The sequence below is a fragment of the Porcincola sp. LCP21S3_C12 genome, from assembly GCF_052118625.1.
In the GTDB taxonomy this organism is placed as follows: domain Bacteria; phylum Bacillota; class Clostridia; order Lachnospirales; family Lachnospiraceae; genus Porcincola.
Genome location: NZ_JBQKGW010000046.1, coordinates 1 through 2646, shown reverse-complemented (window position 1 = coordinate 2646; position 2646 = coordinate 1). Strand labels below are relative to the sequence as shown.

Here is a 2646-nt window from a genome sequence, read left to right as displayed (position 1 = left end):
ACAATTCGCAGAAACAGTTACTTTTAAAGTGACTGACACATCTGTAGAAATCCAAAATCGGCGCGAAATAATCTGCCGGATGGGACATCATTTAATTTGCCGGACAACAGTATACTTGCCCAGCATCTCCGTCATGTACTTATGGGTCTCCGGTTCATTTCCGCCAAGGTAGATCATGGTATCGCAGTTGCCGATGATTGCCTGCCAGGTATCCTTGAAGAGTGCCTGCAGCTGTGCTTTATTCTGCAGAATGATATTTGCAGAAATGTTCCTGCTTCGCATGGTGGCGATGATCTCCGTGAAGCCGTCCGGAAGGGCAACATTGGCAAACTCATCGAGCCAGAAAGCGACCGGAATTGGGAGAGACCCGCCGTACTGGAAGTCCGCCACGTAATAGAGTTCTTGGAAGATCTGCGTGTAAAGCATACCGATTAGAAAGTTATAGGACTTGTCATTGTCCGGAATGATGCAGAACAATGCGGTCTTTCGTGCAGGATTCTGATAGATTCCTTCCCCGATTGCCCGGATGTTCATGTCATCATGGTCCAGAATCTTCAGCACCTTGGGATTCTGCAGGTAGGCCAGTCTCGCATGGGCCGATATGATGATGGACCGGATGGTATCCTTAGCGCCGCTCGCTACTTTCAGATAAGCAATCTTTGCAGGATGGTCATCCGGAAGCACATTCATCATGCGGTCCAGCTCCGACAGGTCTCCGGATTTCTCCGCCACCTTTGCCTTGGTCAGGATGTCCATCATCTCGCGGATCGTCGCATTCTTTCCCATCTTCGGGCACTCATACCAGACATAGGACATGATTGCCTGAAGGTACAGAGACAAAGCATTGTCCCAGAACGGGTCAGAAGAACTGGAGCCCTTTGGTTTTGTGTTGCTCATCATGTTGGTGACCAGCTTGATGATGTCGTTGTCCGACCGAATGTAAGCAAAGGGGTTGTAGCAGTCAGAATCATCCATATCGACCAGATTGAAGGCAAGTACCTTAAAACCGTTCAGCTCCAGATAGCCGCCCAGCTTCTGATAAAGCTATGACAATAGGTAAGGCTTTGAGCTAATCTCCGCCTTTTCCCCTGTCCCACACCGTACGTGACCTTTTCAGGTCATACGGCGTTCCATCATGCAACAGTAAATCGATAGATTATCTTAAATAGCACGGTACCCGTAGCTACGTCTGAGGCGATTGAACCGTTCTGTCTGAGCAGAGTCAAAATGATACTTATCTGTAAGCTGTCTCGCAATAATGCTGTCTTCGGTAAAAAGTGCATCCCATATGTCAAGACTCAAAAGTGCAATGTTGGAATGTTTGTCCGTTCCGCCTCGAGATTTAGGGCTCTTGCGAATTGCCCTGACTCGTGGAAAACGAAGTTTCTCGCCAGTGACATAGCACCCGCCCCGCTGAACGATAAAAGCTGAAATCATGTTGTCATTAAACTCTATGGTTTCATTTGGGTCGCGGATTGCGGCAAGTGCACCCAGCTCGACACTATTTACCACCGTGATGTCGTTGTGAACCTTTTTCCGTCCTTCCACTGTGTAATTCGATATGTCCTGTGAGAAGTTCATAGGGCTTCGATGGTGCACAGCTGTGATTGGAAGCAGCGGAATATCCTTTATTACGAGAATTTTGGTATCATCTTTGATGCCAACAGCCTTGAGTTTGAATTCCTTGCTTGTGTCTCTGAACAAAACAGTATGACCGCGGTTATACAGCCGTATGCGCAGGGCTGGTAAGAGAGCGTAATTCACATCCGTCAGGTTGTTATAAACATTAGTTGCTAAACTGTAGTACCCCTGAATTCCATACACCGCCGAGTTGTAAGCATTCACTTTCTTCTCAACAGTACAGTATTGGATGTCAATAATCTTTCTCTTTAGGTTGGCTTTGACTTTCATCATCGCCTTGTCGCTCATATCCGTTTTTGCTACGTATCCATACCTGGCTCTGCCATTCGGAACGACCTTAATTTTGAACCCAAGATAAGTGGACGAGTTCTTGCGCAGGTTTACGACTTTGGATTTTTCCGGACTGATATCCAGCTTCAGCCTTGTCTTGAGAAAGTCCACAGTAGCGTAATACCATCTTTGGGCCTCCTCATAAGTCCTGCACATGATTTTGAAGTCATCTGCATAGCGAACAATAAATCCGCCCTTCAGGTTTCGATAATCCCTGAGATAACAGCGAAACGCGGGAGACAGTTTCACCTTGTTGGGAGTGAATGTTTCCCACTGATTGCTCGCCCACCAGTCAAGTTCATTCAGCACAATGAGGGAAAGCAGTGGACTGATAATGCCCCCTTGCGGGGTGCCTTTCGTTGGCACACCCTCACCGACTATTTCTGATTTCAATATCTTGCTGATGATGCAGATGAGCCTTTTATCTCTTATTCCAAGTGTCCAAATCTGCTTTAACAGCTTGCCATGGTCGACATTATCAAAGAATCCCTTGATATCTATATCGACACAGTAGTAATGCTTCGAGACGTTAATCAGGCTTATGACCCTTGCTATCGCATGGCTGGTTGTTATCCCGCATTTTATCTGGTCCTAAACCATACCACATTCAATCAAATTAAAAAGAGGCACAGCATAAATTATTCTGATGGATTTTACATCGGATTGCTTTATGCC

At 46.4% G+C, this 2646-nt stretch carries 3 protein-coding genes; 1 reads left to right on the top strand and 2 read right to left on the bottom strand.

The features are described 5' to 3' along the window. Positions 1-87 precede the first annotated feature (87 nt). Positions 88-1032, bottom strand: coding sequence for a VirD4-like conjugal transfer protein, CD1115 family (locus tag ACTQ1N_RS12465; RefSeq protein ID WP_441956977.1), 945 nt, complete (start codon positions 1030-1032; stop codon positions 88-90). A gap of 129 nt (positions 1033-1161) precedes the next feature. After that, the gene (locus ACTQ1N_RS12460) at positions 1162-2466 is read right to left on the bottom strand and encodes a reverse transcriptase domain-containing protein (protein ID WP_441956976.1); all 1305 of its coding nucleotides are present in this window, start codon (positions 2464-2466) and stop codon (positions 1162-1164) included. Between ACTQ1N_RS12460 and ACTQ1N_RS12455 the strand changes: the two genes are divergently transcribed. Next, on the top strand, positions 2437-2646 hold a 210-nt coding region (locus ACTQ1N_RS12455), incomplete at its 3' end, for a hypothetical protein (RefSeq protein WP_441956975.1). The two genes, ACTQ1N_RS12460 and ACTQ1N_RS12455, sit on opposite strands and share 30 nt — an antisense overlap.